Annotated in this window: 24 protein-coding genes; 12 read left to right on the forward strand and 12 right to left on the reverse strand. The window is 38.4% G+C overall.

What is annotated here, in order from left to right; all coding sequences use genetic code 11:
* Nucleotides 1–666, reverse strand: a complete 666-nt coding sequence (locus BMW39_RS04780) for a head GIN domain-containing protein (protein WP_034979608.1) — start codon at nt 664–666, stop codon at nt 1–3.
* A gap of 135 nt (nt 667–801) precedes the next feature.
* Here BMW39_RS04780 and BMW39_RS04785 point away from each other — a divergent pair, with 135 nt between their 5' ends.
* The 3 genes from BMW39_RS04785 to dnaJ all read left to right on the forward strand — a co-directional run bounded on the left by BMW39_RS04785 (nt 802) and on the right by dnaJ (nt 4,447).
* The gene (locus BMW39_RS04785; RefSeq protein WP_165569376.1) at nt 802–2,337 is read left to right on the forward strand and encodes a S41 family peptidase; all 1,536 of its coding nucleotides are present in this window, start codon (nt 802–804) and stop codon (nt 2,335–2,337) included.
* Between the two features lie 348 nt (nt 2,338–2,685).
* Nucleotides 2,686–3,225 (forward strand): nucleotide exchange factor GrpE, encoded by a 540-nt coding sequence (locus BMW39_RS04790; RefSeq protein WP_034979603.1) that lies wholly within the window; start codon nt 2,686–2,688, stop codon nt 3,223–3,225.
* A gap of 100 nt (nt 3,226–3,325) precedes the next feature.
* Nucleotides 3,326–4,447, forward strand: a complete 1,122-nt coding sequence (gene dnaJ / locus BMW39_RS04795) for a molecular chaperone DnaJ (RefSeq protein WP_034979601.1) — start codon at nt 3,326–3,328, stop codon at nt 4,445–4,447.
* Nucleotides 4,448–4,527: 80 nt separating this feature from the next.
* On the opposite strand, the gene BMW39_RS04800 is transcribed toward dnaJ, so the two are convergent.
* Nucleotides 4,528–5,175 (reverse strand): metal-dependent transcriptional regulator, encoded by a 648-nt coding sequence (locus BMW39_RS04800; RefSeq protein ID WP_034979598.1) that lies wholly within the window; start codon nt 5,173–5,175, stop codon nt 4,528–4,530.
* Nucleotides 5,176–5,296: 121 nt separating this feature from the next.
* Between BMW39_RS04800 and BMW39_RS04805 the strand changes: the two genes are divergently transcribed.
* Nucleotides 5,297–6,328 carry a threonine aldolase family protein gene (locus BMW39_RS04805; RefSeq protein ID WP_034979595.1) on the forward strand — a complete coding sequence of 344 codons (1,032 nt, stop codon included), beginning with the start codon at nt 5,297–5,299 and terminating at the stop codon, nt 6,326–6,328.
* 2 nt (nt 6,329–6,330) lie between these two features.
* On the opposite strand, the gene BMW39_RS04810 is transcribed toward BMW39_RS04805, so the two are convergent.
* From BMW39_RS04810 to yidD, 3 genes are all read right to left on the reverse strand, one after another.
* Nucleotides 6,331–6,747 carry a hypothetical protein gene (locus BMW39_RS04810; protein ID WP_034979593.1) on the reverse strand — a complete coding sequence of 139 codons (417 nt, stop codon included), beginning with the start codon at nt 6,745–6,747 and terminating at the stop codon, nt 6,331–6,333.
* 43 nt (nt 6,748–6,790) lie between these two features.
* Nucleotides 6,791–7,648 carry a prolipoprotein diacylglyceryl transferase gene (lgt, locus tag BMW39_RS19475; protein WP_034979793.1) on the reverse strand — a complete coding sequence of 286 codons (858 nt, stop codon included), beginning with the start codon at nt 7,646–7,648 and terminating at the stop codon, nt 6,791–6,793.
* 423 nt (nt 7,649–8,071) lie between these two features.
* Complete coding sequence (gene yidD, locus BMW39_RS04820; RefSeq protein WP_034979590.1) at nt 8,072–8,308, reverse strand: membrane protein insertion efficiency factor YidD; 237 nt, start codon at nt 8,306–8,308, stop codon at nt 8,072–8,074.
* 313 nt (nt 8,309–8,621) lie between these two features.
* Between yidD and BMW39_RS04825 the strand changes: the two genes are divergently transcribed.
* Nucleotides 8,622–9,773 carry an MFS transporter gene (locus BMW39_RS04825; protein WP_034979587.1) on the forward strand — a complete coding sequence of 384 codons (1,152 nt, stop codon included), beginning with the start codon at nt 8,622–8,624 and terminating at the stop codon, nt 9,771–9,773.
* 38 nt (nt 9,774–9,811) lie between these two features.
* Here BMW39_RS04825 and BMW39_RS04830 read toward each other — a convergent pair whose 3' ends face one another.
* Both BMW39_RS04830 and BMW39_RS04835 read right to left on the reverse strand, forming a co-directional pair.
* The gene (locus tag BMW39_RS04830) at nt 9,812–10,429 is read right to left on the reverse strand and encodes an alpha-ketoglutarate-dependent dioxygenase AlkB family protein (RefSeq protein WP_034979584.1); all 618 of its coding nucleotides are present in this window, start codon (nt 10,427–10,429) and stop codon (nt 9,812–9,814) included.
* Nucleotides 10,429–10,881 carry a nuclear transport factor 2 family protein gene (locus BMW39_RS04835; protein WP_034979582.1) on the reverse strand — a complete coding sequence of 151 codons (453 nt, stop codon included), beginning with the start codon at nt 10,879–10,881 and terminating at the stop codon, nt 10,429–10,431. The genes BMW39_RS04830 and BMW39_RS04835 overlap by 1 nt, the downstream gene beginning before the upstream one ends.
* 147 nt (nt 10,882–11,028) lie before the next feature.
* Between BMW39_RS04835 and hisS the strand changes: the two genes are divergently transcribed.
* Complete coding sequence (gene hisS / locus BMW39_RS04840; RefSeq protein ID WP_034979579.1) at nt 11,029–12,384, forward strand: histidine--tRNA ligase; 1,356 nt, start codon at nt 11,029–11,031, stop codon at nt 12,382–12,384.
* Here the strand turns inward: hisS and BMW39_RS04845 are convergent.
* On the reverse strand, nt 12,381–14,147 hold the full coding sequence (locus tag BMW39_RS04845) for a helix-turn-helix domain-containing protein (RefSeq protein WP_051880094.1): 1,767 nt from the start codon (nt 14,145–14,147) through the stop codon (nt 12,381–12,383). The genes hisS and BMW39_RS04845 overlap by 4 nt on opposite strands.
* Before the next feature lie 285 nt (nt 14,148–14,432).
* Between BMW39_RS04845 and BMW39_RS04850 the strand changes: the two genes are divergently transcribed.
* From BMW39_RS04850 to BMW39_RS04865, 4 genes are all read left to right on the forward strand, one after another.
* On the forward strand, nt 14,433–14,654 hold the full coding sequence (locus BMW39_RS04850) for a hypothetical protein (protein WP_034979576.1): 222 nt from the start codon (nt 14,433–14,435) through the stop codon (nt 14,652–14,654).
* 263 nt (nt 14,655–14,917) lie between these two features.
* Nucleotides 14,918–15,742: a CvfB family protein gene (locus tag BMW39_RS04855; RefSeq protein ID WP_034979573.1), complete on the forward strand. Its 825-nt coding sequence runs from the start codon at nt 14,918–14,920 to the stop codon at nt 15,740–15,742.
* Nucleotides 15,743–15,844: 102 nt separating this feature from the next.
* Nucleotides 15,845–16,747 (forward strand): TIGR01777 family oxidoreductase, encoded by a 903-nt coding sequence (locus BMW39_RS04860; RefSeq protein WP_034979570.1) that lies wholly within the window; start codon nt 15,845–15,847, stop codon nt 16,745–16,747.
* Between the two features lie 51 nt (nt 16,748–16,798).
* Complete coding sequence (locus BMW39_RS04865) at nt 16,799–17,341, forward strand: coiled-coil domain-containing protein (protein ID WP_034979567.1); 543 nt, start codon at nt 16,799–16,801, stop codon at nt 17,339–17,341.
* A 77-nt stretch (nt 17,342–17,418) separates the two neighbouring features.
* On the opposite strand, the gene BMW39_RS04870 is transcribed toward BMW39_RS04865, so the two are convergent.
* The 4 genes from BMW39_RS04870 to BMW39_RS04885 all read right to left on the reverse strand — a co-directional run bounded on the left by BMW39_RS04870 (nt 17,419) and on the right by BMW39_RS04885 (nt 21,512).
* Complete coding sequence (locus tag BMW39_RS04870; protein ID WP_034979563.1) at nt 17,419–18,531, reverse strand: FAD-dependent monooxygenase; 1,113 nt, start codon at nt 18,529–18,531, stop codon at nt 17,419–17,421.
* A gap of 3 nt (nt 18,532–18,534) precedes the next feature.
* On the reverse strand, nt 18,535–19,023 hold the full coding sequence (locus BMW39_RS04875; RefSeq protein WP_034979561.1) for a hypothetical protein: 489 nt from the start codon (nt 19,021–19,023) through the stop codon (nt 18,535–18,537).
* Nucleotides 19,024–19,089: 66 nt separating this feature from the next.
* Nucleotides 19,090–19,956 (reverse strand): sigma-70 family RNA polymerase sigma factor, encoded by an 867-nt coding sequence (locus tag BMW39_RS04880; RefSeq protein ID WP_027383822.1) that lies wholly within the window; start codon nt 19,954–19,956, stop codon nt 19,090–19,092.
* A 104-nt stretch (nt 19,957–20,060) separates the two neighbouring features.
* Nucleotides 20,061–21,512, reverse strand: a complete 1,452-nt coding sequence (locus BMW39_RS04885; protein ID WP_034979558.1) for a hypothetical protein — start codon at nt 21,510–21,512, stop codon at nt 20,061–20,063.
* 121 nt (nt 21,513–21,633) lie between these two features.
* Between BMW39_RS04885 and gldD the strand changes: the two genes are divergently transcribed.
* The gene (gldD, locus tag BMW39_RS04890) at nt 21,634–22,191 is read left to right on the forward strand and encodes a gliding motility lipoprotein GldD (protein ID WP_034979555.1); all 558 of its coding nucleotides are present in this window, start codon (nt 21,634–21,636) and stop codon (nt 22,189–22,191) included.
* A 113-nt stretch (nt 22,192–22,304) separates the two neighbouring features.
* Entirely contained in the window at nt 22,305–23,225 is a 921-nt protein-coding gene (locus BMW39_RS04895) for a PfkB family carbohydrate kinase (protein ID WP_034979552.1), read from the forward strand.
* The last annotated feature ends 17 nt before the right edge of the window (nt 23,226–23,242 follow it).

Here is a 23,242-nt window from a genome sequence, read left to right on the forward strand (position 1 = left end):
TTAATGATAACTGATCTTTCCACCAGCTATTTTTTTGTCTTTTTTGGATGCAGGTTTTCCGTAGATGTCTATGATCCCACCTGCTCTCGTGGTAGCATCCACAGATTCAGTAGCATTTACAGAAGCTTTCCCGCCAGCATTGGTTGTGATGCTTGTGATCTGTGTGTTGAGTTTTTGACCGTCATATTTAGCACCTGTATTTACGACAACAGATTGCGAATCAGCATTTCCAGATAACTTCAACGTTGCGCCGGTGTTTACTTTTCCCTCGATAACTTTCGCATTGACATTCAGATCGATGTTAGAACCTTCATTGGAAGTCAATCCCAATTTTGATGATTTCACGATGTCAGTAGACCATATCTTCGCACCTTGACTTGCTTGGATGTCGCTGATGTCCGTGTAATAGAGCAATATCTTCACATCATCACCTTGCAGTAGTTTTGTTGGTTTCATTCGCACTCTGAGTTCGTCTCCAGAATTGACAAATTCTACATTGTCGGCCATCGTTCCACTCACTTCTACTTTGTAGATGTCCGAAGAGACCAATTGTACCGGGATCTTATCAAAAACTTTGAGATTGGTAAAAGCGGTGATCTCTTTGCTTTGAGCAAACGAAAACTGAGAGATTAGAAATGCGGATGTCGCAAGAATTATATTTTTCATAAGGATAGTTGTTATTTTTATCAAAGGACAGCGCTACAAATCCAGAACCACTTTGTGTTATAAAATGTTAAATTTATCATAGCCCTTCATTCCGTTTGCTGCAATTGTCTTAATTTTAGATTCTTCATGAAAAAAATGATTTCTTTTCTGATAATGATGTTGCTGTTTTCTTGCCAATCGGTGAGGAAGAACAATTTGTTTTTGGAAAAGAAAATTCCAGTTGCGGACCTTCGGAAAGATGTAGACTACACCTACAAGAAACTTCAAAGATTCCATCCGGAACTTTATTGGTATATAACCAAAGAACAATTGGATCATAAATTTGATAGCCTGAAGACCTCAGTTCAAGAGCCGATGACGCCCAATCAATTTTATTTCAAATTGGCGCCGGTCATCGCCAGCATCAATGAAGGTCATCTCCGGTTGAGGTCTGTCGGGAAAAAACATTCTAAGAAGGAACAAAAAGATCTCAAAAGTAAAAAACCGCTACTCGCGCAGATGGACTACAAGATCATTGGCGATAGGATCTTTGTGAAAGAGAACAAAGAAAATGTAGGCCAGATCAAACCTGGAACAGAGATTTTGAGCATCAATGAAACAAATGTCTCCGACCTGATCAACAAATATCGAAAACTTTACAGCTCAGACGGCGAAAACAAGACCTTTCAGAAGTACTTTATCAATCTCACATTCTTCAATTATTATACTCTGGAAAATGGTTATCTGGATAGCGTGAAATTGAAAACGCTCTGTGATAACGTTATCAATGAAGTTCATCTGAAAAGACAAAAGAAAGAAACCAAAGAAGCTGAAGATAAAAAAGCAAAGCCGAAGGTCACCGTTGATCAAAAACTTCAGGATTACGATGCGGTTTCCAAAAGCTACAACAGGAGTTTCAAATTTATGAAGTCAGACAGCAGTGTGGCCTACATCAAGATCAAATCCTTCTCGGCAACTTATGCCCGAAAATTCTATGACAGGACATTCAGAAAGATCAAAAAAGCCAACTCAGATTACCTGATCATAGACATTCGGGACAATCTGGGCGGCTCTCTTTCCGAGATCAACACGTTGTATTCTTATCTGACAGACAAAAAATTCACCTTGATCAAGTCACCTGAGATGACCTCCAAAACTTCCGGCATGCACCAGAATTACTTCCGTGGACACTCGCTTCTCTCAGGGATTTTGAGTGCGCCAGGTTATCCGTTTTTCCTGGCCGGTAGTTATCTTTTATCATCCAAAAAGAACGAAAAATATTACTTCCGTGAGTTCAACGCTCGCTCTACAAAGCCGAAGGAGAATGCTTTTACCGGCAAGATCTACGTTTTGGTCAATGGCGCAAGTTTTTCCGCATCGTCCATCATTTCTGCCAAACTGAAGTACGACAAAAGAGCCGTGATAGTAGGTGAGGAAACAGGCGGCGCCAACGATGGGACTGTGGCTGGCGTCAACAATACGGTCATCCTTCCCAACTCCCATTTGTCGCTTCCGATTGGTCTATTTCTCATCCGCCCAAACATAGAATTTGCTGGTCAAAAGAAGGGCGTCATTCCAAATTTCTATGTCGACCCCAATTTTGACGATATTTTTGGCAACGAGGACGCGATCCTCAGCTGGACCTTGGAAGACATCGATTTCCGCAATTCCATTACCAACAAGCCGAATTAAAATTTGGGCGTGCCCTTCGCAGCCGCCATTCCCACACCTCAGGTCGCGCTGTCCGTTACTATCTTTTTTGTTTTGCCCAGGCATTTCCCATCCCAAAAACAAAAAAGGATATCCACTATCATCGCTCACGCAGCTTCGCCAACATCGACGATCCCAAATCCCAAATTACATTATTCCAAATTCCAAATTCAGAATCTCAAATCCCGAATCTCCAACCCACACACGCTCTAACCCTCAAACTCTCCAACCCTCAAACTCTCCAAACCCTCCAAACCCAATCTCTGCCTAATTGTCAAAAAACCACGATTGGCAAAAGAATTGAGAAATGTACTTTGTAAAATTACCATTATGGAAGAAAACAAAGATATACACGAGGAAAACCTGAATCAAGAAACGAATTCGACAGAAAATCCAGAAACGGAAAATCAAGAAAATGTGTCACAAAAACCGACGCCAGAAGAACTTTTGGCAGAAGAGAAAGACAGATACATCCGTCTCTACGCAGAATTCGAAAACTATAAAAAGAGAACTCAAAAAGAGAAAAACGATTTCTATTTGTATGCTTCTCAAGATCTGATGACATCTATGTTAGGCGTTGTAGATGACTTCGAAAGAGCCATCAAAGAGATCTCAAAAAGTGGAAACGAATCCGAACTTAAAGGCATCGAATTAATTTACCAAAAGCTGAAAAGCAAATTGATAGAAAAAGGTTTGAAACCGATCCACGTAGAGCAAGGCGACGCGTTCAATGTAGACCTACACGAGGCTATCACATCGATTCCTTCGCCATCAGAAGATCTAAAAGGTAAGATCATCGATGTCGTGGAAACAGGATATCAACTTCACGAGAAAGTGATTCGTTTCGCAAAAGTAGTGACAGGAAACTAAGTTTATTAATGATAAAAGATAATTGATAAATGATTTTCTGATGTAGTATCAATGATCATTCATCATTTATCAATTATAATTCAACTATCAATCATCAATTATGGCGAAGCGCGATTATTACGATATATTAGAAGTTAGCAAATCAGCAAGTGCTGACGAGATCAAGAAAGCCTACCGAAAAATGGCGATCAAATTTCACCCAGACAAAAATCCAGGTGATAAAGAAGCAGAGGAAAAATTCAAAGAAGCGGCAGAAGCGTATGAAGTTCTAAGCGACGACAATAAAAAAGCGAGATATGACCAATATGGTCACGCAGGTGTTGGCGGTGCAGCAGGCGGCGGATTTGGCGGCGGCGGATTCGGCGGCGGAATGAATATGGAAGACATCTTCAGTCAGTTCGGTGATATTTTCGGCGGTGGTGGATTTGGCGGTGGTCAGCAAAGACAACAGCAATCTCGCGGTTCTAATCTTCGTGTCCGCATCAAATTGAACTTGGAAGAAATGATCTCTGGTACTCAGAAAACCATCAAGGTCAAAAAATTGAAGTTGGCAAAAGGCGTGACTTCCAAGACTTGTCCTACTTGTGGCGGAAGCGGCGTGCAAGTGAGAATGATGAACACAATGTTCGGACAGATGCAAACGCAAACGACTTGTGGCACTTGTCAAGGTGTTGGTAAAGTAGCGGACAAGATTCCTGCTGGAGCCAATGCGCAAGGTCTTGTGAAAGAGGATGAAGAGATCACAATCAATATTCCGGCTGGTGCAAGAGACGGCATCCAACTGAATGTGAGAGGAAAAGGAAACGACGCACCACTTGGTGGAACGCCAGGCGACCTTTTGGTTGTGGTAGAAGAGGAAGTGGACAAAACCATCAAGCGTGAGGGCGACAATCTTCATCAGGAATTGTATGTTTCTTTCGCAGAAGCAGCTTTGGGAACGACCAAGGAAATCAACGTGGTGGGTGGAAAAGTGAAGATCAAAGTGGATGAAGGAACACAATCTGGCAAAATCTTGAGATTAGCAGGAAAAGGTCTTCCAAACATTGAAGGTTACGGTGGCAAAGGCGATATGTTTGTTCATATCAATGTCTGGACGCCACAGAAACTGACGAAAGAACAAAAGGAATTCTTCCAAAAACAATTGGAAAACGGCGATATGAACGCCGAACCAACAGGAAAAGAAAAAACATTCTTTGAGAAAGTAAAAGATATGTTCAACTAAATAAAAAAGAGACTCGGTTTTGAGTCTCTTTTTTATTACATCTATATAAAACTTGAATGGGTTTAATTTGAAATCAAAATTTACTTCACCAACAATCTCTCACAAACCGTCTTGCTAAAATTCTCTTCGCGCCCGTTGTAAGCAATCAACATCGATTGGTCAAAACCTTCGATTTGCAAGATTTTCAATTGTGTTCCCAGGCTTAGATCTCTTTTGTTAAGAAAATTCAGAAAATCTTCTGATGAAGTTGTGACGGAGGCCAATTCTACGGTTTCATTTTCCTTGCACTTGCTCAGTTTTTTGTGATCGGGCTGAATGACGTTTCCATCTTTGTCAGGAATTGGCTCGCCGTGAGGATCCATTTTTGGGTAGTTTAGAATCTCATCCATTTTATCAAAAAACGCATCGGAATGGATATGTTCCAATTGTTCCGCGATCTCGTGGACATTTTCCCAGCCAAAACCCATTTTTTCTACGAGAAACATTTCTGTCAATCGGTGTTTTCTCACGATGAGCGACGCTTCTTTTTTTCCAAATTCTGTAAGTTTGATGGGTTTGTACGATTCGTATTTCACCCAGTTTTTCTCCGCAAATTTCTTAACCATACTGTTGACAGAAGGCATTTTGATGTTGAGTTGTCGGCTAAGGTCGTTCACAGAAACTTCATCATTCTCATTCACAAGATGATAAAGTGCTTTCAGGTAATTTTCTTCGGTCAAGGAATTCATATTTCAAAATTAAATAAAAGTTAGAAGTAAATCAAATTTTGACTAACAATATAATGTTGTTTTAATTTTAGCTCATAAATCAAAATCAATACCTTTGAATCGTCAAAAAGCAGAAAGAAAAATGAAGAAATATTCCTTTAAAAATGATTACTCAGAAGGTTGTCATCCCAATATTTTAGAAGCATTGATCAAAACAAATCTCGATCAGCAAAATGGCTACGGCTACGATAATTATTCTGATGACGCGAGAGAATTAATCAAGAAAAAAATCAATGATAAAAATGCTGAGATCTACTTTGTGAGTGGTGGAACGCAAGCTAATCTTTTGGTGATTTCGTCAATTCTTCGACCTCACGAAAGCGTGATCTCTGCAGAAACTGGACATATCTTTACCAATGAAACCGGCGCGATAGAAGCGACAGGACATAAAATTCACGGCGTTGTAACGGAAGATGGAAAACTAAAACCAGAGCACATTCAATCGGTTTTGGAGTCTCATACCAACAAGCCGCATCAGCTGAAACAGAAGTTGGTCTACATTTCAAATTCCACAGAAATTGGGACGATTTATCAAAAACAAGAGCTGAAAGAATTGTATGAATTTTGTCAAGCAAATGATCTCTTTCTTTTTATGGATGGCGCAAGATTGGGACAAGCGCTGACCTCTGAGATCAACGATTTGACTTTGGAAGACGTAGCCAATTTTACAGACGTTTTCTATCTCGGCGGAACTAAAAATGGCGCACTTCTCGGCGAAGCCATTGTGATCACCAACGACAATCTGAAAGGAGAATTCGGTTTCCACGTCAAGCAAAAAGGTGCGTTGTTAGCAAAAGGTAGATTGCTGGGAATTCAATTTTTGGAATTGATGAAAGATGATCTGTATTTTGATTTGGCCAAGATTTCCAATGTTCAGGCAATGAAGATCAAATCGGCTTTTCAAGAGAAAGGATTTCAATTTTTCTCAGAGACTTTTACCAATCAAATATTCCCAATTCTAAACAATTTTCAAATCGAAAAGTTATCGGATAACTTTGATTTTTATGTTTGGAAAAAGATGGATGAAGAGAATTCTGCAATTAGGATAATCACTTCCTGGGCAACTTCGGATGAGGTTGTAGAAGATTTTATTAATGAAATTAAAGCTTTGTAAATTTAGAATTGATTGTTTTGTTCTATCCATTTTGAAACCCAAAGTTTACAAACTAATGATACAATTGCCCAAATTAAGAATGGTATTAGAATAATGAATAAGTCAACGTTTGTGTATTTTAGATTAGTCAAATTTTTAAAATCAAATCCCCAAGAAATTAAAACACCTAAATAAATGATGTGGTAAATAAATATGGAAGTGATTATAGATATTTTCTTTTTTGAATTAATGATTAAAAATGCAATTGTAGAAAGCAGAAAAGTAATTCCAAAAATAATAATCATTGCAATTGGAATCATTCCAACTTCACCTCCAGCTAATTTTGTTGCTTTTAAATACTCACCGAAGGTTAAAATATTTAAAACTGCAATTAGCAAGTAAATTATAATCGTTGTTGCTGTTCTATTAAATCTCATCATCTCACAAAATTAAAAAACTCCCAAAATATTGGGAGTTTTTATTTTATACTGTTTCCGTTTTCGGAAGTTTATATTTTTTAGAAATGATCATAATTACCGCACCGGCAATCATAAACGGAATACTCAAGATCTGACCGGTATTAAGTCCAGCAAACGAAATGAACTCGTCGCCTTGTGGCTCTTTAAGGAATTCTACAAAGAATCTGATGGCCCAAAGAATAATGAAAAATAAGCCGAACAACCAACCTTGCTGATATTTCTTATCGGTTTTTCTGTACAAGAACCAAAGCAAAAAGAACAGGCAAACATATCCAAAAGCCTCAAACAATTGCGTTGGGTATCTCGGGATTGTCACGCCATATTCAGAACTTTGTTGAGGAAAAAGGATTGCAAATGGCGAAGACGGATCAACTTGCTTCCCAATGATCTCGGAGTTGAAGAAGTTTCCCATTCTCACAAAAGCACCGCCAGAAGCCACCACTATTCCAATTCTGTCATACACCCAAAGTGGATTTTTCTTGATGATCTTGTAACTGTAATATAAAGTTGTCGCAATCACCATTATCGCTGCGCCATGACTTGCCAATCCGGAAAATCCTGTGAAATGTAATCCGCCTCGCGTGCTGATCGGCAAAAAGACGCTCAAGAAATCTTCCTTGAAAAGCTCGGGCTGATAAAAGATCACGTGTCCAAGTCTCGCTCCCAAGATGGTTCCTATCAAGGTCCAAGTGAAAAATGGCTCCAGATATTTCTCATCCACACCATCGATCTTGAAGATCTTTGCCATGATAAAATAGCCCAATCCAAAAGCCAAGATAAACATCAAACTATAGAAATGAAGCATTACTGGACCCAACTTGATTCCCTTCACTGGATCCCAAATTTTAAAACTTGTTTCCAGTTCTACAGTATCAGTTGGTTTGATGACTCTATTCGATTTCAAAAGATATTTGAAGTTCTCAATATTCTTCTGCTCCAAAGTAGCGTCCAAAGGTTTGAAATCTTCATCCAAAAATTGGAAATTAAAAGCTTTATATTTCAAAAGGATATTTTGGATAGAACCCAATTGTTCCGCCGATTCAGCCTTCACATTATCTTCATTCAGGATCACCAATTCGTTGGGAACATTTCGCGACGCCTCGTCATAGAAAAGCGTCGTATTTTGTGTTGCGAAGATCTTGACTGCAATTTTTTCCTTATTATTGATCTTCAAAGTTCCGTCAGAAAGGTCATTTGTGGTACTTTGTGAAGAGACCATTTGGAAAATTCCTGCAAAAAGGATCAAATAAATTCTTAAAAAAAAGTTGTTCATTGATAGTTTATTTTAATATTTTTTTGGTGGCACCGGATCATAACCTTCGCCTCCCCAAGGATGGCAGCTTGCAATCCTTTTCATCGCCAGCCAGCTCCCTTTCAGCAGTCCGTGGACCTTCAGCGCTTCCAAAGTGTAGTGCGAACAGGTCGGCTCGTATCTGCAATTCTTCCCCAGAAAAGGCGAGATAGCGAATTGATAGAACTTTATCAAAACCACGAACGGAAATGTGAGCACTTTGTTCAGCATAATTTTAAGCTATGCAAAAATAGCAGAAAAATCAAAACAGAACGGAATTAACGCAATTAATAATCATTTTTATGGCAGCTTTATCCGTCCTCCGTTCCCAATCTTTTTTGCCTGGCTTTTCCCAGCTACAAAAAAGGATTTCCACTCAGGCCGGGCTGCAGATTTCAGGGTTAGTTCACATTTAGTCGATAATGTTACACTTAAGGTTTCTATTATTAACCCAATTTAAACAATAGTTTAATTTAATCTTACCATTCGACATTTTAAATCCCCAAAACTTGAATTTCTATTTTAAAAACAAGACTTTTGCAAAATGGATAAGAGAATATTTCCGCTGGCTTTGGGCGGTTTGGCAATCGGGACTACAGAATTTGTGATTATGGGACTTTTGCCCGACGTTGCACACTCGCTGAAGATCTCTATTCCACAGGCTGGCCATCTTATTTCCGCTTATGCCGCTGGAGTTGTGGTTGGTGCACCGATCTTGGTAGCTTACGCAGCGAAGTTTCCACCCAAAAGAATTCTCATCTTCCTGATGATCGCCTTCACCTTGTTCAACGGATTGTCCGCTTTGGTCAGCGATTATTACACCATGATGGCGGTAAGATTTATGTCTGGACTTCCACACGGCGCATTTTTCGGCGTTGGAGCGGTTGTTTCTTCCCGATTGGCAAAGCCTGGAAAACAGGCACAAAGTATTGCCATGATGTTCACGGGATTGACGGTTGCCAATCTGGCAATGGTTCCATTCGTAACTTGGCTCGGACATCAGCTGAGTTGGCGATATGCGTTCGGCGTTGTCGCTTTGATCGGACTTCTCACCTTGGTTTTCCTCAAATTCCTCCTTCCTTACATGGATAGTCTGCGAACCACAACGCTCAAAGACGAACTGGAATTTTTTAAAACCCAAAAATCCTGGCACATCATTGCAATCACAGCCATTGGTTTTGGAGGATTGTTTGCATGGTTCAGCTACATCACACCTTTGATGACCAATGTTTCAAAGTTTCCGACAGATTTCATTGCCTATATCATGATTCTAGCTGGGGCTGGGATGGTCATTGGCAATTTCCTTGGAGCGATCATGGCAGATAAAATGCGTCCCGCTTTGGCTGCAGCAATTCTTTTGTCCGCAATGATTCTGGCGTTGGTTGGTGTTTTCTTTTTCTCGGAAAATAAGATTGCCTCTTTAATATTGACTTTCGTTTGTGGTGTTTTGTCCATGGCAGTTGGAACGCCGGTCAATATTATCATGCTTCGTTCGGCCAGAAATTCTGAGATGATGGCAGCAGCTTTTATGCAGGCAGCTTTCAATGTCGGTAATTCAATTGGAGCGTTTTTCGGAGGATTGCCTTTGGAGTTTGGATTGAGTTACAATTATCCATCGTTGGTCGGTGCTGGATTGGCTATGACAGGTTTTATACTTTGTCTGACGTTTATTAGAAAGTACAAACCAGTCATTTAATATTAAAAATTCCTCCCTTTAGGGTTGGGTAAATAATTTTAATTTTTTGATTTATCGATTGTCCGGAAAGTCAGGCTAATTCTCGGTTTAATGATTCTCGTGGTCGTTGGCAATCGGTGAAGCCAGAATTTTTGGGTTGTGTCTTTCATCATCAAAAGACTTCCGTTTTCCAAGATCAAAGAAACCAATTCTTTCGTGGTTTTATGTTTGAAATTGAATTTGCGTTCAGCTCCAAAACTGACCGAACTGATTGCACCATTTTCCTTCAGATCCTTTTCACCATCGCTGTGATAGGCCATTCCTTCCGAGCCGTCGTGGTAAAGATTTAACAGACAAGAATTAAAACTTTCGCCACTTACAGATTCTATTTTTTCTTTGATTTCCAATAATGTTTTATTCCAGGTCAAAGCGGTTTTTGTTCTTCCAGAATAAGTGTAACTGAATGGCTCGTTTCCGTACCACGCGACTTTTCGTTTGGTCTCGATGAGTTTTCCGAAGATGATGGCTTCATCACTTTTCCATTCGATCTCGGTCATTAATTTTTGAAAATAATCGTTCGCTTCTTCCTCAGAAAATACTTTTCCGTAGTAAGAAGTCACGCCGTCGTAAGGCAGGATGTTTTCTATTAATTCAAATTGGTCGTTGAAAAGGCTCATTATTTAGTTTCGTCAAAATTATTATAATAAGTGAGATCTTTGGTGATTTTTCCATTCTCAATTTTGAAAATTGTACAAATTGCCAACTCAAATTCCGATTTGTCTGGCGTTGTTCCTGTGGAAACAAATTCTACGATGAAATGATCACCAGACGGATAGATATGTGTGATCTCATCTTTAATATCCGGACAGATCTGACCTAACTGTGAATATCTTTTAATAAATTCTGCTTTGCTTTGTTTAACGAGTTTTTGACCTAACGATGGATCACGGAACTCTGCATTTTCAACATAAAGTTCCGAAAGTTCTTTCCATTTGTGCTCATTGAACAGTTTGAAATAATTTTCAATCAATTTTTCATTCTCAGCTTGAATCTTGTCATTCGAATCACTGCAAGAAATCAACATCGAACAGAAAATAATTCCCGAAATTAGAATTTTGATGGCTTTCATTTGATCTGGTTTAAAGTTCTAAAATACAATTAACTTTTGAATTAATGATTATTGACAAAGTTTCGCCGTCCAAATTTTCTGTCCTTATTCTATAATCCTTATTTTTGCAGTCGATTATCATTTATCAATCATCATTTATCTATTATAATGAAGCCAAGCTTAGCAAAAGGAACGAGAGATTTTACAGCGAAAGAAGTTTCCAGAAGAAAATACATCATCAATGTTTTACAGAATAATTTCGAACTGTTCGGATTCCAGCCTTTGGAAACGCCAAGTTTCGAAAACCTTTCTACATTGACGGGGAAATATGGTGAAGAAGGTGATAGATTGATCTTTAAAATCCTGAATTCCGGCGATTACGCTTCAAAAACAAATGATGAAGATTGGGGCACTAAAAATTCTCAAAAACTGATTTCTCAAATCTCAGAAAAAGCGCTTCGCTACGACCTTACGGTTCCGTTTGCAAGATTTGTTGCAATGAATCAAGGGCAATTGGCTTTTCCTTACAAACGTTATCAGATCCAGCCAGTTTGGCGCGCCGATCGTCCTCAGAAAGGGAGATTCAGAGAGTTTTACCAGTGCGATGCGGATGTTGTGGGAAGTACGAGTCTTTGGCAGGAAGTAGAGTTGTTGCAATTGTATTTCAAATCGTTCAATAACTTAAATTTAGCGGTTTCCGTTCATATCAATAATAGAAAGATCCTTTCCGGAATTGCAGAATATGCAGGAATTGCAGACCAGTTGATTGACTTCACCGTTGCGCTTGATAAATTAGATAAAATCGGAAAAGATGGCGTGACGAAAGAAATGCTGGAAAAAGGGATTTCTGAAGAAGCAATCTCAAAATTGGATTTTCTTTTTAATCAAACCAATGATGCACTAGAAAATCTATCAAACCTAAAAGAAAAATTCACAGGCAACGAAACTGGTCTAAAAGGTGTTGAAGAATTGGAATTTGTCATCAAAAATGCTTTAGAACTTGGAATCAATTCTGAAGATCTGGTTTTTGACATCACCCTTGCCAGAGGTTTGGATTATTACACAGGCGCTATTTTCGAAGTGAAAGCGAAAGATGTCGCAATGGGATCCATCGGCGGTGGCGGACGTTATGATAACCTTACTGAGGTTTTCGGTGTGAAAGATGTTCCTGGAATCGGGATTTCTTTTGGACTCGACAGAATCTATCTTGTGATGGAGGAATTAGGAATTTTCCCAGAAGATTCCGATGTCAAAGTGAAATATCTTTTCGCAAATTACGGCGAAACGGAATCCATCGAAGCTTTGAAGTTAATTTCGAAATTAAGAGCAAAAAACATCTCCGCAGAACTCTATCCTGAAGCTTCAAAACTAAAAAAACAATTTACTTACGCTGAGAAAAAAGGTATCGAAAATCTGGTTTTCCTGGGCGAGCAAGAGATCAAAGACGGAAATGTTACCATCAAAGATCTGCAGGCTGGCGAGCAACAAACCTTGACAATCGAAGCATTTTTAGACTTGATCTAATTATCAGAAAACAAACCACGGATATTTCCAATGGAGGAAGAATGGGAATCGGGATTTTCTATTTCCTTCTTTCTTTTTCTAATGAAATCGGTCGGTCGGATGCCATTGATCTCATGGAAAAGGTCAGAGAAATTCTGTCTCGATGCAATACCACATTCCTTTGCCAGACTATCGATCGTATAATTGAGGTAGATGCTCTTTTCGAACAATAGTTTTGTGATGTACCGGATTCGGAGATCGCCCAAATATCGATTGAAATTCATCCCTTTTTGCTCATTGATGACATTGGAAAGATAGTTGGAATTGGTATCAAACTGCACGGCTAACTTCTGGATGGTAAGGCCTTTTTGGGTAAATTGGGTTTTATCCTCGAATTTTTTTAGCTTATGCAAAAGGTCATTTCTGATCGCTTCAGTAATGTGTGTTTTTTTGTCGTCACTTATCTCTGTAGGCTGCGCTGCTTGTGAAGCAACATTGCTGTTGGTTTCGTAACTGTGAGATTTCAACTTCTCCTGTAAGGCAAGATATTGGCCAAGCGTGCTCTTTTCTTTCTTGTGTCTTTTCAATAATATATAGGAGAGAATTCCTGCAGTGATCACCAAAAATGCAATTACAAAGAAACCCCAAGTATTGGCTGTCTGCAGTTTTCCTTTTTCTTCCATCAAAGTATTGGTGTCGTACTCTCTATGGATCTTCGAGGATAGATAGGCAAAATCTCTAGAAATAATGCTGTCTGCTTTTAGAAGTTGAGTAGTGTAGTAGAGCTGCTGTTCCTTGTTTTTTTGAGTTTTATAATGGTTGATGAGGAACTCGTAGTTTTCACGTAGCTCCGGAAGGATGAACTCATGTTTGTTGAAGATTGAATCTATCTTTTTGAAATTGGAGATTGCTAGATCATCTTTATTAAGTGCTAGATAACTTTTCCCGATGTAAAAATAATCAACAGATATCCATGCGAAATCATCTTTCATAAGTCTCGCAGATTCACCAAGATCAGTGATTGCGGACTGATATCTATTATTATTAAACTCTGACAGACCTTTCGATTTAAGAAAATAGCTTCGCTCCTGAAGAAAATCCTTATTATTGAAAGTTTTTAGCAATCCAATATCGATAAGGGAATCTATGCTTTTCAAATCTCCCATATTTCGATAACAGACAATCATCTGGTGAAGCGTGTTAAGATATCCTTTCTTGTTATTGAGGGTTTTAAATTGATGCTGGGATGTATCATTAGCCTCGGCTTCAAAGAAGGTAAGACAGTTTTTAAACAGCTCAAGTGCTTCCTCGTGATAGCCTAGATAGTTTTTAACAACGCCAAGATGATAGTAGATTTTGTATTTCAGATACATGTCATTTGTACTCTTGGCGTATTTGTAGGCCATGATATACTCGTCAAGCGCTGGTTTGTATTTTTTAAAATTAGCGTAGTAGATACTTCCTTTTAGAATATAGGCAAAGGATATCCGGTCATCACTGGCAGATTTGTATGCAGCATCAAGACAGCTATCTGCATACTGGATTTTTTTATCACGAGATTTTGCATAAAAAACAGCATCCCTGTAGCCTTGGAAAAGTTCCGAATATTTTTTTTCGTTTTTTGCCTTTTTTATAAATGGATTTAGATTTTCGAAAGCTCTAGCGTCATTCTCGCTGTAGTTTTCATATCTTCTCCTATAATCATCATAGCTTTTTGGTGTCTTATCCTTAGAATAAATAAGACTGAAAGAAAATGCCAATATGATAAAGAAAAAATTTTTCATTGTGATATTTATCTTCGTCATTTGTTCTGCAAAAGTACACAATAATAAAATATGATTAAGAAATATTTACTCAAAATTGATTATGTTTAATATTACTAAAATTACATATTAAAATGCTTGAATATCAGAGTTTTAGCTTTGTCTTTATTTGTGAATTAGGACGTGTCGATTTCGTAATAGAGACCACTATTATTTTTATAAATGATAATTTGATTATACTTTCGTCAAACAATTACGGCACAAATTTTTTAAAATAATAACAAAAAATAATAATAGGTTCCAATTATGAAAAGACTAATCACTATCGCGGCGATTGCAGTTGTATCATTAAGTTTTGCATCTTGCAGACAAGATGATGAAGCTACTGTACTTTCAAATAATGAAACTCAAGAGATGTTGAGCAACAGAAAAGTTTTAGGAGACTCTGTAATAGTGAGTGCAAATGTTGTGAAAAAGGATGCGGCTGTTGATCCAGATCCGCCTTATAAAGATCCTACTAGATGGTAAAATATTGAAACATTCATTCTTAATACTATAAACCTTGATCCATTGCAAAATGGATCAAGGTTGTTTTTACTGTTGTGGTAAAAGCTGAGAATTTGTTTACTTAAAAATGAGATAATGATCTATGTCTAAAATATATAACTTGATAGTAATGAAATTGGCAAAGATTATCTTGTCTGTTCTAACCATGTGTTTCGGCGAGGGAATATTTCGTAAAAAGACAGATTAAAGAAAAGTTTAGCTATTTTTGCAGCAAATTCAATTCTATGAAACCTGGTCAAATCCAAACTTTAACAATTGCCGAACAAATATCTTCTGGTTTTATCCTTAAGGATGAGCTTGGTGAAAAAGCATTCATCCAAAAAATATTTGCAGATGAATCCTGGGAAATTGGAAATGAAGTTGACGTATTTGTCTATCAGGATGATGGCGCATTAAAAGCAACCACCGAAAAAGCAAACGCCCAAGTTGGCGAGTTCGCTGTCATGACCTGCGTACAGAGTCTGCCTACAGGTGCATTCATGGATTGGGGAATCATCAAAGATCTCTTCATCCCGTACAAACAACAAAAATCAAAAATTCTTGAAGGGAAACGCTACATCGTCTATGTTTACGAAGACGAAGCAACAGGTTTGACCACAGGAACTACCAAATTTAAACGCAATCCACAATACGAAGATTTACCTCTGAGACAAGGCGACAAAGTTGACCTGATTATGATGAACGAATCCGAGTTAGGTTGGAATGTTGTCATCAATAAAGAATATATCGGATTGATCTATGCTTCCGATGTCTTCAAAAAGCTATATCCACTTTCCGAAGAAACAGGTTACATCAAGACCATTCGTGAGGATGGAAAAATTGATGTAACCCTTCAGCCACAAGGTTTCGAAAACGTGGATGAGTTCAAACAGGCTATTCTAGATAAGTTGAATGACAATTACGGATTGCTCTATCTTTCTGATAAATCTTCGCCCGAAGAGATCAAAGATGAACTTCAAATGAGCAAAAAGAACTTTAAGAAAGCCATTGGAAGTCTGTACAAAGATAAGATCATCGAGATCGCTGATGACAGAATAAAACTTCTTTAAAACTTTTTCGATATTTCAGATGTTTATTGTCAGTTCTCATAATCTTAATGCAGGATTGACTTTACTTGGACTCGTTTTTGATTCCAAATAGGAAATTCCTTCATGAAAAAGATTCTCATCAGTGGCGCAACAGGACTTGTAGGCAAAAAAATTGCAAGAAAATTATTCGAAAGAGGTTATCAGGTAGAGATTCTCGTCCGTTCCAAACCTCAGAATTCTGACTTCAGATCTTATGAATGGAATTATGAAAAGAAATTCTTGGAAGGAGGTGCGTTAGATAACACCTACATTTTCATTCATCTCGCCGGTGCATCGATCAGCAAACGTTGGACCAAGACCTATAAAGAAGAAGTTTACAAAAGTCGTGTCGATTCTGCTCAGTTCATCTTTGAAGAGATGCAAAAACGAAAGATCTACCCAGAAGCAGTAATTTCCTCGTCGGCCGCTGGGATCTATGGACAGACAACTTCACAGCAAATTTTCACCGAAAATGACCAACATGCCAATGACTTTCTAGGAAATGTCTGCAAAGATTGGGAAGAGAAAGCCTTCCAGTTTCAAGAACTTGGAAGTAGAGTAGTATGTGTCAGAACATCGACTGTTTTATCAGAAAAAGGCGGCGCGTTGGAAGTCTTGAAGAAGCCCATCGAACTGAATGTCGGAGCTGCATTAGGAACTGGCGACCAATATTTTCCGTGGATCCAAATCGATGATCTGGTCAATATCTATGTCAAAGCGGTGGAAGATGTTTCGATGAATGGAGCTTACAACGCTTCTGCACCAGATTTCATTAATAATAGAGAACTCACTAGAAAAATTGCTTCTCATCTTGGTAAGAAATTGTGGTTACCCAATATTCCAAAATTCATCATCAAAACAGTTTTAGGCGAAATGTCCGTCTTGGCTTTAGAAGGCAGTAGAATTTCATCAAACAAGATTGAAAATGCTGGTTTCAAATTCCAGTACAACAATCTCGATGCGGCGCTGAGCGATGTCATTAATTAATGTCTTTTTGCAAATCGCTTTTTAAATCCTTACTTTTATCAAAATTTATCAATGAAAATCACAGAAGAAACTCAGGAAAAACTGACTATTTTAGAGAAAATCGCCAATGGGATCATTTGGTGGGTAGGTTCTATTCAGTCATTGGTTTTCCATACGGTTTTCTTCATCGTGTGTTTTGCATTGCCGATTTTTAATATTGTAGAATTTGAACATATGTTGTTGGTTCTCACCACGGTTGTTTCGTTGGAAGCGATTTATTTGGCGATTTTCATTCAAATGTCTGTCAACAAAAGTACAGAACATATCGAGGATCTGAAGGAAGATGTGAACGAGATCCAAGAAGATATTGATGAGATCCAGGAAGACATCGAGGAGATCCAGGAAGATGTAGAAGAGATCCAAGAAGACATTGACGAAATCCAGGAAGATGTGGAAGAAATCAACGAGGACGATGATGAGGACGACCACAGCGAACGCGCCAGAACGGTCATGCTGAAGAGCAAAGTTTCCAATAATAAAAATGATATCAAAAACCTGAAAGACAAGATCAAAGAATTGGAAGGTTTGATTGAGAATTTGAAAAAAGAAGATTAATTCTATTTCCTCACGTTGTTTGAGCGTAGCCGAAGACAATTATTTGTCAGTCTGAGGCTCTCGAAGACTAATAAAAACTAAATCTCCAATTTCAAAATCTTCTCCATCTGCTTCTGATTTACATTTTCCGGCATATTTCTAAATACAAAATTCCGAAGCCCTGTAAAATTCTCCCATTGCGCCACTTTCCCAAGCGTCCAACTGGTTTTTACAATGTGATTCACTTTTGATCTTCTAATTTTTTCAAATTGATGAAAGATCTTGTTCCAGTCTTTTTCAGTTTCCAAAAGTTTTCCGATGTGGTACGCATCCTCGACTGCTTGGCAACCACCTTGTCCCATATTAGGTGTTGTGGCGTGTGCTGCGTCTCCAATCAAGCAAAGATTTTCCGCAGTCCATTTTTCCATCGGTTTTAGGTCGATGATGTCAGTGAGAATGATATTTTCTTTCGAAGTTTTAGAGATCATTTGCAAAACATCAGAATGAAATTCTTTAAAGGTTTCCAATAGATCAATATCCTCAGAATAGAATTTTTCATTCACCAAAGCATACCAATACAACGTGTTTTCCTTGATCTTCACAAAACCGAAACGTTTTCCTTTTCCCCACATTTCGTAGGCATTGTGACTGTATTTTTCTGGGATTTCGGTCGTCAGGATTCCGCGCCAGCATTTTTGTTTAGCTTCTCGGATCTGTCCAGATTTAAGAATTTGATGTCGAACCAAAGATTTTACACCATCTGCTCCGAAGATGATGTCGCTTTCTATTTCTGTTTTGTCTTCAAAGGTCAAATGGTAATTTTCCTTCTTCTCAATTTTCGAAAGGCGTTTGTTAAGAATGATATTTTCTGAAATATTCTCACTCAAGACTCTTTGAAGTTCCGCTCGGTGAATCGCGATATTGCAAACCTTGTATTTATTTTCAAGTTTCAGAACGTCGGTTTTTGAAATGGTTTTCAGTTTTTCATCAGTGATAATCAAAGCGTGCATTTTGATTCCTGCCTTTTCGATTTTCTCTTTCAAACCGAGTTTGTCAAAGATCTGCATTGCATTTCCTGCCATTGCGATTCCGGCTCCGACGGGTTTTATTTCCGGCGCGCTTTCATAGATTTTAAAATCGATGTTGTGTTGCTTCAGAACATTTCCCAAAGTCAAACCGCCAATTCCGCCACCGATGATCGAGATTTTCATTATTTAACGTTTTAATTTTTTACGTTTCTTATATTTTATCCATTGAACAAGCATTGAAATAGCTACAAACAAATAAAATAAAAAAATGAGGTTGCCAAAAAAATCAAAATTTAAATTTAAGTCATCACCTCCTTGAACGAACAATATTATGATGATAGAAATGATAGGAACGAACAATATTGTAAACAACAGGAATGGATAATTCTTAACATTCCAATAGAAAAAAGGTATTTTTCCTCCAGTGAAATGTCCCGGATTTAAGCTGTTGTTATGCCAATCTTCAAAATCTTTCTGAAAATTTTCATCTACGTCAACCTCATGCTCATCTAAGTTTAAATTATTGAGGATTTGCAATATATTTTCTTTCTGTATGTCTTCCGCAAATAAATTTAGATTTTCAACATCAATAGAATGCGGAATTTTTTGCTCATTTAAAATTAAATGAACATATTCTAAATTAGAAACAAATTTGAATTTTATAATTTCAATCATATTCAAAAATACAAAAAAAGCAAGACCAAAAAGTCTTGCTTCAATTTCATTCCGAAAAAGGAATTCTTATTTTCCAAGGTAAGATTTCAAGATCTTACTTCTTGTGTTGTGTTTCAATCTTTTGATCGCTTTTTCTTTGATCTGACGAACTCTTTCTCTCGTAAGGTCAAAAGTTTCACCAATCTCTTCAAGCGTCATTGGATGTTTTCCATTCAATCCGAAATACAATCTTACCAAGTCAGCCTCTCTAGGCGTCAAAGTTTGAAGCGCTCTTTCAATCTCGATCTGTAGAGATTCCAACATCAAATCCTTATCTGGACTAGGCGATTCTCCCGAACGCAAAACGTCATAAAGATTAGAATCTTCACCTTCCACAAGTGGTGCATCCATCGATAGGTGACGACCACTGTTTTTCATAGATTCCTTGATGTCTTCCTCGCTCATATCCAGAACTTCTGCCAATTCTTCCGGAGAAGGTGGTCTTTCGTTCTCCTGCTCAAGGTGAGCATAAGCTTTGTTAATCTTATTGATAGAACCAATCTTATTCAATGGCAATCTCACAATTCTCGACTGCTCGGCCAAAGCCTGCAAAATCGATTGACGAATCCACCAAACAGCGTAGGAGATAAATTTGAAACCTCTCGTCTCATCATATCTTTTCGCCGCTTTCATTAGACCAAGATTTCCTTCGTTGATCAAATCGGGAAGAGAAAGTCCCTGATTCTGATACTGCTTGGAAACGGAAACCACGAAACGTAAGTTAGCTTTGATCAATTTCTCCAACGCAGCTCTGTCGCCAGCGCGGATTCTCTGTGCTAAATCTACCTCTTCATCGGCCGTGATCAATTCCACTTTTCCGATTTCTTGTAGATACTTGTCTAGTGATGCGGTTTCCCTGTTGGTAACCTGTTTTGTAATTTTTAATTGTCTCATATAAAAACCTCATTCTTTAGGTTGCATTATATTATACGATCAGAAACCCAAAAAGGTTACAAATATTTTGTCATTAAGATATTTTTATGAGAATTTTATGAAATTTATTGACAAGAAGCATATTCTTTTGCAATCTGACTCAGGTCATTCACATCCTTGATGTTGAAATTTTTCTTTTTGATGTCGTTCACAAGGTCTTTGCAGGTTTTTAGATAATCTGCCAATCTGTTTGCCTCCACATCGTCTGAGCTTCTGTCCAGCATCAAACCCTTGTCTTCCTTATCGATTTTAACAACGAATTTTTCTTTCTCCACAGGATCTTGTAGGATCTGGATGCCTTTGTCTTCGTAGATCAAAGTGTAAAAATAGGCGTTGTTAAAACTTAGATCATTGATATTCGTCAGCTTTTTCATCGCTTCACCCTTCACTCCTAAACCGATATAGCAGGTTTCTCCGTTTTCTGTCTGAATACAAAATTTGGCTCCAGACGAAGCGTTGACGGTTTTCGTTCTCGGTTGCTTTTTCTCATTGTTGTATTTCACCATCAGTCTTTGTCCAAATTTATCTGCATAGTCGGTTGGCAAAACTTCGCCGGTCCTGTTAATGTCAAGTTTTTGGAAGTAGATGGTAAGGCTGCCTGTCGTTTTCTTTCCATCTTTGTCGATCACGTAGCCATCAGTGTTGTAGATATTTGCGGATCGTACTTTTGCATCAGCAATTTTGGCGTCCAAGATCTGGCCTCGTAATTTTTTTGCCTGATGACCCAACATGTATCCTTCAGCCATTAGAACAGCCAAGAATTCTTCACCAAAAGCAGGATCACCTCTCAAGTAGGATTTTGCCGCGTTGTAGTAGAAGGTCTTGTCGTCATACGTATCGACCTTATATTTCTTGAAGCCTTCCTTTTCGTTTTTAACAGTGGCTATTCTGTTTTCGTCAAGATCGAAGACCTCAATACAATTGTTGGTGTCAAAGGCGCTGCATTGTCCGAATTCGATGCGTCCGATGATCTTCTTGACACTCATATTCTCAAATCCAAGGATGTCTTTCCCGGAAATCGATGGTGCAACTGTAGATTTGATACCATTGATCTTGTTTGCGCGTTCCTGGGCACGTTGGATTTCCTGCGTGGCCACATTGCTAAATTCTGCGCCTGTGTTGTTGAAAAGCTTATCCAAAGCTGCCTTGTCAACACCATTTTTTGTGAAAACATGATATTTTGCTGTCAGGTTGTGCGTAATGATGTTTTGAACGCTGAAGGAAGCTTTCAGGATCTCATGCTGGATGGTTGCTTTCTTACTTCCATCTCCCGAAATGATCTCTAGATATTGTAATGGCTGTGCGCTGGAAACTTGGGCAAGCCCTTTAAAATCGACCGAAAATTCTTTGTCTCCATTGAGATTGAAATATTCGTAATGGTCGCGGTAGGGATTTTTTATCGTTGCGACTGGTGTTCCGTCCAATAAGACCTGTTCTTTCTTGATCTTGATGTCTTGAGAAGAGATCGTAATGGAGCAAAAGAAAATTAAAATGAGTGTAAAGTTTCTGAGTTTCATAGGTTTGTTTTTTTCAAATATACATTAAATATGGAATCGATTTGACTGTAAATCAATTATTCTTAACAAAAATTAAGTATTCAAAATTCTCTGTATCGATTCTAATTGTTATTTTTGCCGAATGTTTAAAAATCTGATCAGAGTTTTCATCGGCTTATCACTTTTCTCCTGCGGCAAAGAACCGGTTCCAAAACCGAAAGGCGACCTGCGTTTGGAATATCCAGCCCCGAAATACCTGAGCTTTTCTGCACCTTGCGATTACTCTTTTGAATATTCGGATTTTGCAAAGATCAAAGATGCAAAACAAGCCTGCTGGTACAATCTCTCGTATCCTGGGATGAAAGCCAATGTTTTCATCACTTATTTTCCGATCAAGAATGATTTTCAACTTCACGTGAAGGAAGCAGAGAAAATGGTTTATGAACACACCATCAAAGCCAGCGCGATCGACACCAAATCATTCGCTTACCCAGAGAAAAATGTTTACGGAAATTTCTACGAACTGAAAGGTCAAACCGCATCAAACATTCAGTTTTATGTGACAGACAGCACGAGACATTTTGTAACTGGAAATTTATATTTCAACTCTCGTCCGCGTCCTGACTCTTTGGCGCCGGCTGTAGATTATATCAAAAAAGACCTTTTGCACTTGATCGATTCATTTGAATGGAAAAAGTAATTGCGAAGCTGGAAGTCAAAGGTCAGAAGACTTTCGAATCGAAACTAAAAATTAAAATAATATAAAATACTTCCGACATCCATCATCGGACATCGGACTAAAAAACTTAACATATGAAATTACTAGCAGTAGGAACTGTAGCATTTGATGCCATCGAAACACCTTTTGGAAAAACAGATAAAATCCTTGGTGGTGCAGCCACTTATATCGGACTTGCAGCAGCAGCTTTGGATACGGACGTAAGTTTGGTTTCCGTGATTGGCGGCGATTTCCCACAAGAATATCTGGATATGATGACTTCAAAAAACATCAATGTAGATGGTGTGGAAATGGTGAAAGACGGGAAAACCTTTTTCTGGAGTGGGAAATACCACAACGACCTTAACACAAGAGATACTTTGGTGACAGAACTGAACGTCCTGGCAGACTTTGACCCGAAAGTTCCTGAGCATTCTTCAGAAGCAGAAGTTCTTTTGTTGGGAAATCTAGATCCTGTAGTTCAGCTTTCTGTTTTAGAAAAAATGAAAACGCAGCCAAAATTGGTCATCCTTGACACTATGAATTTCTGGATGGACATCGCTTGGGACAACTTGATGAAAGTAATTGCTAAGACCGATGTTATCACCATCAATGACGAGGAAGCAAGACAACTTTCCAGAGAATACTCCTTGGTGAAAGCAGCTAAGAAGATCCACGAGTTAGGACCAAAATATGTGATCATCAAAAAAGGAGAACACGGCGCATTGCTTTTCCACGACGGAAAGATCTTCGCGATCCCAGCTTTGCCTTTAGAAGAAGTTTTTGATCCAACCGGAGCTGGAGATACTTTCGCAGGCGGATTTGCATCTTACCTTACCAAGAAAGGGGATTTCAGTTTTGAAAGTATGAAAACGGCGATCATCGTTGGTAGCGCAATGGCTTCTTTCACCGTTGAGAAGTTCGGAACAGAAAGAATCGAAAATGTGACAAAAGAAGAATTGAGCGCAAGGATCAATCAGTTCAAAGAATTGACTACGTTCGAATCTGCAATCTAAATTTAACTTTATCCAAA

This window comes from Epilithonimonas lactis, from assembly GCF_900110605.1.
Classification (GTDB): Bacteria; Bacteroidota; Bacteroidia; order Flavobacteriales; family Weeksellaceae; genus Epilithonimonas; species Epilithonimonas lactis.

Excerpts from the sequence above, each read along its gene's own strand:
- BMW39_RS04780 (WP_034979608.1), bottom strand. The coding sequence starts at position 666 with ATGAAAAATATAATTCTTGCGACATCCGCATTTCTAATCTCTCAGTTT.
- BMW39_RS04785 (WP_165569376.1), top strand. The coding sequence starts at position 802 with ATGATTTCTTTTCTGATAATGATGTTGCTGTTTTCTTGCCAATCGGTG.
- BMW39_RS04790 (WP_034979603.1), top strand. The coding sequence starts at position 2,686 with ATGGAAGAAAACAAAGATATACACGAGGAAAACCTGAATCAAGAAACG.
- dnaJ (WP_034979601.1), top strand. The coding sequence starts at position 3,326 with ATGGCGAAGCGCGATTATTACGATATATTAGAAGTTAGCAAATCAGCA.
- BMW39_RS04800 (WP_034979598.1), bottom strand. The coding sequence starts at position 5,175 with ATGAATTCCTTGACCGAAGAAAATTACCTGAAAGCACTTTATCATCTT.
- BMW39_RS04805 (WP_034979595.1), top strand. The coding sequence starts at position 5,297 with ATGAAGAAATATTCCTTTAAAAATGATTACTCAGAAGGTTGTCATCCC.
- BMW39_RS04810 (WP_034979593.1), bottom strand. The coding sequence starts at position 6,747 with ATGATGAGATTTAATAGAACAGCAACAACGATTATAATTTACTTGCTA.
- yidD (WP_034979590.1), bottom strand. The coding sequence starts at position 8,308 with ATGCTGAACAAAGTGCTCACATTTCCGTTCGTGGTTTTGATAAAGTTC.
- BMW39_RS04825 (WP_034979587.1), top strand. The coding sequence starts at position 8,622 with ATGGATAAGAGAATATTTCCGCTGGCTTTGGGCGGTTTGGCAATCGGG.
- BMW39_RS04830 (WP_034979584.1), bottom strand. The coding sequence starts at position 10,429 with ATGAGCCTTTTCAACGACCAATTTGAATTAATAGAAAACATCCTGCCT.
- BMW39_RS04835 (WP_034979582.1), bottom strand. The coding sequence starts at position 10,881 with ATGAAAGCCATCAAAATTCTAATTTCGGGAATTATTTTCTGTTCGATG.
- hisS (WP_034979579.1), top strand. The coding sequence starts at position 11,029 with ATGAAGCCAAGCTTAGCAAAAGGAACGAGAGATTTTACAGCGAAAGAA.
- BMW39_RS04845 (WP_051880094.1), bottom strand. The coding sequence starts at position 14,147 with ATGAAAAATTTTTTCTTTATCATATTGGCATTTTCTTTCAGTCTTATT.
- BMW39_RS04850 (WP_034979576.1), top strand. The coding sequence starts at position 14,433 with ATGAAAAGACTAATCACTATCGCGGCGATTGCAGTTGTATCATTAAGT.
- BMW39_RS04855 (WP_034979573.1), top strand. The coding sequence starts at position 14,918 with ATGAAACCTGGTCAAATCCAAACTTTAACAATTGCCGAACAAATATCT.
- BMW39_RS04860 (WP_034979570.1), top strand. The coding sequence starts at position 15,845 with ATGAAAAAGATTCTCATCAGTGGCGCAACAGGACTTGTAGGCAAAAAA.
- BMW39_RS04865 (WP_034979567.1), top strand. The coding sequence starts at position 16,799 with ATGAAAATCACAGAAGAAACTCAGGAAAAACTGACTATTTTAGAGAAA.
- BMW39_RS04870 (WP_034979563.1), bottom strand. The coding sequence starts at position 18,531 with ATGAAAATCTCGATCATCGGTGGCGGAATTGGCGGTTTGACTTTGGGA.
- BMW39_RS04875 (WP_034979561.1), bottom strand. The coding sequence starts at position 19,023 with ATGATTGAAATTATAAAATTCAAATTTGTTTCTAATTTAGAATATGTT.
- BMW39_RS04880 (WP_027383822.1), bottom strand. The coding sequence starts at position 19,956 with ATGAGACAATTAAAAATTACAAAACAGGTTACCAACAGGGAAACCGCA.
- BMW39_RS04885 (WP_034979558.1), bottom strand. The coding sequence starts at position 21,512 with ATGAAACTCAGAAACTTTACACTCATTTTAATTTTCTTTTGCTCCATT.
- gldD (WP_034979555.1), top strand. The coding sequence starts at position 21,634 with ATGTTTAAAAATCTGATCAGAGTTTTCATCGGCTTATCACTTTTCTCC.
- BMW39_RS04895 (WP_034979552.1), top strand. The coding sequence starts at position 22,305 with ATGAAATTACTAGCAGTAGGAACTGTAGCATTTGATGCCATCGAAACA.